The sequence below is a fragment of the Nocardia carnea NBRC 14403 genome (assembly GCF_000308515.1).
GTDB classification, from domain to species: domain Bacteria; phylum Actinomycetota; class Actinomycetes; order Mycobacteriales; family Mycobacteriaceae; genus Nocardia; species Nocardia carnea.
Map to the genome: position 1 here is coordinate 112018 of NZ_BAFV01000123.1, position 6263 is coordinate 118280.

Below are 6263 nucleotides of genomic sequence, written 5' to 3' on the forward strand. Positions count from 1 at the left end.
TCGAAACTCTAGGAGACCGCGCCGGGCGCGCCGTAGAGGGTCACCACACAGGCGCCGCCGAGCCCGAGGTTGTGCGCCAACCCGAGCCGTGCGCCGTCCACCTGCCGGTCGCCCGCGCCGCCCCGCACCTGGGTGACCAGTTCGGTGCACTGGGCCAGCCCGGTCGCGCCGAGCGGATGCCCCTTGGAGATGAGCCCGCCCGACGGGTTCACCACCCAGCGCCCGCCGTAGGTGGTGGCGCCCGAGGCGACCAGCTCGCCCGATTCACCTTCACCGCACATGCCGAGCGCCTCGTAGGTGAGCAGTTCGTTGATCGAGAAGCAATCGTGCAGTTCCAGGACGTCGATATCGTCGATCCCGACCCCGGCGGTCTCGAGCACCCGCTGCCCGGCGATCCGGGCCATCGGCGCACCTACCACGTCGATCATCGAATCCGATTCGAAGGAGGCGCCGGTATCGGTGACCAGCTCCTGGGCGAGGATCGGCACCGCCCGGTCGAGGCCGTGTTCGCGGACGTAACGTTCGCTCACCAGCACCGCGGCACCCGCGCCGTCGGACATGGGGGAGCATTGCGAACGGGTGAGCGGATCGGAGACCAGTTTGTCGTTCAGTACCTGGTCGAGGGTGTAGGCGTCCTGGAACTGGGCTTTCGGATTGCGGGTGGAGTGTTCGTGGTTCTTCACCGCGACCTGGGCGAGCTGTTCGCGGGTCGTGCCGTACCGCTTCATATGCTCGTTGGCGGCGGCACTGAAGAATTGCGCGGTCATCGGGGCGGCGCTGAATCCGGCGGCGGCTTTCAGGGCGCCCATATGCCGGTCGACGGTGGTGACCTTCGGCATCGAACCGTCACCGGCCATCGCCTGTTTGGTCATCTGCTCGAACCCGACCGCGAGGACGATATCGGCCAGCCCGGCCTGCACCCATTCCCGGGCGAGGACCAGCGCGGTCGACCCGGTGGCGCAGTTGTTGTTGACGTTCACCATGGGGATACCGGTGAGCCCGATATCGTAGAGCGCCCGCTGACCGGCCGTGGACGGCTGGAACACGTAGCCGACGGCGGCGCGCTGCACCTGGTCGTAGTTCACTCCGGCGTCGGTGAGCGCGTGGCCCACCGCTTCGGCGACCATCTCCGGGTAGGTCCAGTCGCGGGACTGGATCTTCTCGAATTTGGTCATCCCGACACCGGCGACGTAAACCCGCTCGGCCATGATCTCTCCTAGTTTCGTGCGGTTTCGCATACCGCGGAAGCAGTTGTTGCCCCGCTGGCGGGGCGGTCCGGCCGGCCGCTCCGTCCTTCCTCATGGACCGGAGCGGCAGCCGGTTCGTGTTCTCCGGTGGACCGCCCCACTGCCGACTGCACGGAGCGGGGGGCGCGCCGGTCAGGATTGCGGCGGTTCCGAACCCACCACCCACAGTGCATGGAACTGGGCCGCACCGCCCATCGCATGTCCGACGGCCAGGCGCGCATCCGGCACCTGGTGCTCACCCGCGGTCCCGCGCACCTGCATGGCCGCCTCCGCAAACCGCAGCAGACCTGTTGCGCCGGTGGGGTTTCCGGAGAGCACGCCACCGGACGGGTTGATCGGTAGCGATCCGTCGAACGCCGTGTGCCCGGCATCGACCATTTTCCAGCCCGCACCGACCTCGGCCAGGCCCACGTTCTCCAGCCAGATCGGTTCGAACCAGCTGTAGGGGATGTAGAGCTCGGCGGTATCGATATCGTGTGCCGGGTCGGTGATGCCGGCCTGCCGGTAGGCGTCGGCGGCGCACAGCCGCCCGGCCTCGGGGTTCACTTCGTCGCGGCCGGCGAAATGCCCGGTCTCGGTCCGCCACGACATGCCGTGGATCCAGGCCGGTGGACGGCCCGTGTGGTGGGCGTCGTCCTCGCCGGTGATCACCACCGCACACGAACCGTCGGAGGACGGGCACGATTCCAGGAACCGGATCGGATCCCACAGCATCCGTGATTCCCGCACCTGGTCGACGGTGATATCCGGTAACTGGATGTGGGCGTAGGGATTGCGGGTCGCGTTCAACCGGTGGTTCACCGCGATCTGCCACCCGATGTGCTCGGGCGCCTCGGAACGGCGGATGTACTCCCGGATCACCGGGGCGAAATGCGCGCCCGCGCCGGCGCCCAGCTGCGCGCTGAATGGCAACCCGCGCGAGAGCGCCCAGGTGAAATCGCCTTCGGACTCTTTGGAATACGCGACCACCAGCACCCGCCGCGCCAGTCCCGCCTGCACCAGATGTGCCCCGTAGATGGCGGCATGCCCGCCGACGCTGCCGCCGGTGAACACCCGCGTCACGGGCAGACCGCGGGCACCCATGGCATCGGCCAGATACAGTTCCGGGTTCATCACCCCGTCGAACAGGTCGGGTGTTTTCGACAGCACGACGGCGTCGATATCACCGAATTGCAGTTCGGCATCGGCCATTGCCTCGTCGACGGCCTCGCGCACCATCGCGCCGATGGTGACCTTGCGTTTCTTGGCCTGTTTGCTCTGTCCGATTCCGACGACCGCGAGTTTCATCGGTCTCCCTCCAAAAGGCAGATCATGTTCTGCTGGAGCGCGGGCCCGTTGGTGGCATGCGCCAGCGTGCGGTCCGCGCCGCCGGTCAGGATGTGGCGGGCGGCGTCGCCGATCCGGATCAAACCGGTGGCCGTGGTGGGGCGGGCCACCAGCGGTCCACCGCCGGGGTTGATGGTGCCGGACAGTTCGAGAGCTCCGGCGAGCAGCGGTTCCTGATAGCTGTATTCGGTATGCAGTTCGGCGATATCGACGTCGCGGGCGGCGAATCCGGCCTGCTGCGCCGCCTTGGCCGCGGCGATACCGACGGTGTCGGTGCGAGTGAGGTCGCGGGTGCCCGGATAGTGCGAATCCATCCGGTGGTCGGCGCCGCGCACCCAGGCCGGGCGCTGCGCCAACCGGCGTGCGGTATCACCGGCGGCCAGCACCAGGACGGCCGCGGCATCCCCGACGGGGCCGCGATCGTGTTCCCGCAGCGGTGACGCCAGATACGGGGCGGCCAGCAGCTCGTCCACCGTGACCTCGCCCGACACCTGCGCCGCCGAATTACCCACCGCGCCTGCCCGGGCCCGGGCGACCACCTCGGCCATCTGTTTCTCGTCCAGCGCACCGGCCGCGATCAGCGCCTGCGCCTGGATCGCGGCGAGCGCGTCCTGATGCGGCCGCAGCGGGGCCAGGAAGTAGGGGTCGAGCTGAGTGCTGGTGACCTGGTCCAGGTCGTTCGCGAGCGATCCGCGACCCACCCCGTAGACCACGGCGATCTCGCCCTCGCCGAGCTGCAGCCACGACCATGCCTCGTAGGCGGCCCAGGCCGCGTCCATCTCGACATGCGATTCCGAGATCGGCGGCCAGGCGCCCACCGCGTCGAGGGATTCGATATAGGCGAAGGTCCGGCCTTCGTGGAAATCGTGGCTACCCGAGGCCCAGAAATCGACTTCGGTGCGGTCGATCCCCGCCGAAGCGAGCGCCTCCCGCATCACCGGCAGCAGGATCTCGGCCATATCGTCCTGGCGATCGGCTGCCATACCCGGTGACTGGGCGAATGCCACCACCGCGACATCACGCATCGGAACCTCCCGCGATCGGCCGGTAGTAGCGAATGCTGTTCATGGATGTGTCCAGGTCTTCGTCGGCGCACCACACCGGTTCCACCCGCATACCGATATGGACCTCGCCCAGTTCGACATCACGGATCAAGTGCATGAGGGTGGTGTCCGCGCCGTCGACCTGGATGTAGGCGACCAGGTACGGCGGGTCGATCTTCTGGCCGGGGAACGGGAAGTTCACCACGCAGAAGGTTTTCACCACACCGTTGCCGCCCAGCTCGAACGGTTCGGACAGTTCGACGAGGCAGCGGGAACAGAACTCCGGTGCGGGCAGGTACACCCGCTCGCAGGTGCCGCAACGCCGGGCCAGCAGCGTGCGGTGCTTCAGCCCGCGCAGGAAGGTCGACCGGCCGGTACCGGCGACGAAGGTGTAATCCACCTTGTGCGGGCTGGTGAACGATTCCACCGGGGTGGGCAAAGTACTCATCACGACTCCACCGGTTCGAAGCAGACGATATCGCGGATACTGCCCACCCGTTCCGCGCGCCAGCGGGGTTTCACCCGCAGGCCGGCGGCGAGGCGGGCGGGGTCGCCGCCGGTGTCCACGGCATGGAACAGGGCGCCCTCGGTGCCGTCGATGGCGATCAGGGCCCAGGCGTAATGGTCGGCCGCGATCTCGTCACCGGGCCGGGCGGGCACCCAGGTCCAGTGCCGGACGGTGCCGGCGGGTTCGAGCCGCACCAGTTCACCGGTGGGCGCGGAGGTGGCCGGGTCGAATTCGAGGGCCGGGCAGAGGACCGCCCCGGATTCGGTGCGTACCCCGTACAGCTCACCGTCGCGTAGACCGCCCAGGAACGTGCCGATCTTCTCGCCGACCGTGCGGTTGTACGGGAATTCGATCGTGTAGGGCGCGGTGAGACTCGCGCCCGCGGGTTCGGCTGTCATCGTTCTCCTGCCGCTCGGGTGCGCGGCCGGGACACTGCGACCGCGTCTCGATCGTGACCCGCTCGACGGCCGATGTCAATCACTTGATTGAATCGAGTGATAGATCGAGCTGCCTTCGTGGTCCGAATGTGTGGATGAACCTTGCTGCACGGCTTGCGGCCATGACGTAAGCTCCCAGCTAAAGTAGAACCTGTTCCAATTCCTCCGGTGAGGAGAGACCACCATGGCCATCGTTGAACAGCTGGAGCCGACCGCCGACGGACGCCGCCGGCTCGAGCTGCGCAGCCCCGCTACCCGCGAACGCGTCGGCGAAATCGAGGTGAGCACGGCCGACGATGTCGCCGCGGCGCTGGCTACGGCCCGCGCCGCCCAACCAGGCTGGGCCGCCCGGCCGGTCAAGGAGCGCGCGGCGATCATCCGCAACGCGGTCTCGGTACTGCTGAAACGCCGCGACGAAATCGTCGAGACGGTCATGCAGGAAACCGGTAAACCGCGGGTCGAGGCGCTGGCCGTGGAAATGGTGCCGGCCTGCGACTTCCTGAACTACTGGAGCGGCCGCGCGACCAAAGACCTGGCGGACGAGAACCGCCGCCTGCACGGCTACATGCTGCCACTGAAGAAGCTGGTCATCAATTACCAGCCGCTCGGCGTCGTCGGCGTGATCACCCCGTGGAACGGCCCCTTCATCCTGTCGCTGAACCCGATCGCGCAGGCGCTGCTCGCCGGGAACTCGGTGGTCCTGAAACCGTCCGAGGTCACCCCGCACTCCGGGGAATGGGCGGTCAAGGTCCTGCACGAAGCGGGTGTGCCCAAGGACGTCCTGCAGGTCGTGCACGGCGACGGCGAAACCGGTGCCGCCCTGGTCAACGGCGATATCGACAAGATCTCGTTCACCGGCAGCGTCGGCACCGGTAAGAAGATCGCCGCCGCCTGCGCGACCCGGCTCATCCCGTGCACCCTCGAACTGGGCGGTAAGGACGCGATGATCGTCTGCGCCGACGCCGACCTCGATCGCGCGTCACTGGGCGCGGTATACCTGTCGATGTTCAACACCGGACAGGTATGCGTCGGTGTCGAACGCATCTACGTGGTGGACAGCATCGCCGACGAGTTCATCGAACAGGTCCGCAAACGCGCCGCCGAGGTCACCTACGGACCCTCCGGTAAGGATGTCGGACCGCTGTTCTGGGACCGCCAGCTCGAGATCGTCGAGAAGCACGTCGAGGACGCCAAGTCCAAGGGCGCCACCGTCCTGCTCGGCGGCGAATCCGATACCGCCGAGGGCGTGTTCTTCAAGCCCACCGTGGTCGTGGACGTCACCCACGATATGGACATCATGCAGCAGGAAACCTTCGGCCCGATCGTCGCCATCATGCGCGTCCGGGACGAAGAAGAAGCCGTGCGGATGGCCAACGACTGCCAGTACGGGCTCAGCGGCAGTGTGTTCACCAAGGACAAGGACAAGGTCATACGGCTGGCCAAACAGCTCAAGACCGGGTCGGTGGTGCAGAACGACGCCTCGGTGATCTACGGCGTCGCCGAAGCGCCCTTCGGTGGCCGCAAGGACAGCGGGATGGGGCAGGTGAACGGGCGTGACGCGCTGCGCAGCTTCGTCCACCCGCAGCCCGTGCTGCTGGACCGGTGGGGCCTGAAGAAGGAAAACATCTGGTACCCCTACAGCGAGGCCACCGCCGCCACGCTGGAGAAGACCATCGGCACCCTGTTCGGCAACAAGTTCATT

At 67.3% G+C, this 6263-nt stretch carries 6 protein-coding genes; 1 reads left to right on the top strand and 5 read right to left on the bottom strand.

The window, feature by feature from the left end:
* Positions 1-8: 8 nt before the first annotated feature.
* The 5 genes from ON22_RS32030 to ON22_RS32050 form a co-directional block, all read right to left on the bottom strand.
* Positions 9-1208, bottom strand: coding sequence for a thiolase C-terminal domain-containing protein (locus ON22_RS32030; protein WP_033244859.1), 1200 nt, complete (start codon positions 1206-1208; stop codon positions 9-11).
* A gap of 171 nt (positions 1209-1379) precedes the next feature.
* Positions 1380-2534 carry a thiolase family protein gene (locus ON22_RS32035; RefSeq protein WP_033244860.1) on the bottom strand — a complete coding sequence of 385 codons (1155 nt, stop codon included), beginning with the start codon at positions 2532-2534 and terminating at the stop codon, positions 1380-1382.
* Positions 2531-3598, bottom strand: a complete 1068-nt coding sequence (locus tag ON22_RS32040) for a thiolase family protein (protein ID WP_033244861.1) — start codon at positions 3596-3598, stop codon at positions 2531-2533. Before ON22_RS32040 ends, ON22_RS32035 begins: the two co-directional genes overlap by 4 nt.
* The gene (locus tag ON22_RS32045; RefSeq protein WP_033244862.1) at positions 3591-4064 is read right to left on the bottom strand and encodes a Zn-ribbon domain-containing OB-fold protein; all 474 of its coding nucleotides are present in this window, start codon (positions 4062-4064) and stop codon (positions 3591-3593) included. Before ON22_RS32045 ends, ON22_RS32040 begins: the two co-directional genes overlap by 8 nt.
* Positions 4064-4522: a PhlB family protein gene (locus ON22_RS32050; RefSeq protein WP_033244863.1), complete on the bottom strand. Its 459-nt coding sequence runs from the start codon at positions 4520-4522 to the stop codon at positions 4064-4066. The genes ON22_RS32045 and ON22_RS32050 overlap by 1 nt, the downstream gene beginning before the upstream one ends.
* A 223-nt stretch (positions 4523-4745) precedes the next feature.
* Between ON22_RS32050 and ON22_RS32055 the strand changes: the two genes are divergently transcribed.
* A partial coding sequence (locus ON22_RS32055; protein WP_043740950.1) for an aldehyde dehydrogenase family protein occupies positions 4746-6263 on the top strand: 1518 nt, incomplete at its 3' end.

Excerpts from the sequence above, each read along its gene's own strand:
- ON22_RS32030 (WP_033244859.1), bottom strand. The coding sequence starts at position 1,208 with ATGGCCGAGCGGGTTTACGTCGCCGGTGTCGGGATGACCAAATTCGAG.
- ON22_RS32035 (WP_033244860.1), bottom strand. The coding sequence starts at position 2,534 with ATGAAACTCGCGGTCGTCGGAATCGGACAGAGCAAACAGGCCAAGAAA.
- ON22_RS32040 (WP_033244861.1), bottom strand. The coding sequence starts at position 3,598 with ATGCGTGATGTCGCGGTGGTGGCATTCGCCCAGTCACCGGGTATGGCA.
- ON22_RS32045 (WP_033244862.1), bottom strand. The coding sequence starts at position 4,064 with ATGAGTACTTTGCCCACCCCGGTGGAATCGTTCACCAGCCCGCACAAG.
- ON22_RS32050 (WP_033244863.1), bottom strand. The coding sequence starts at position 4,522 with ATGACAGCCGAACCCGCGGGCGCGAGTCTCACCGCGCCCTACACGATC.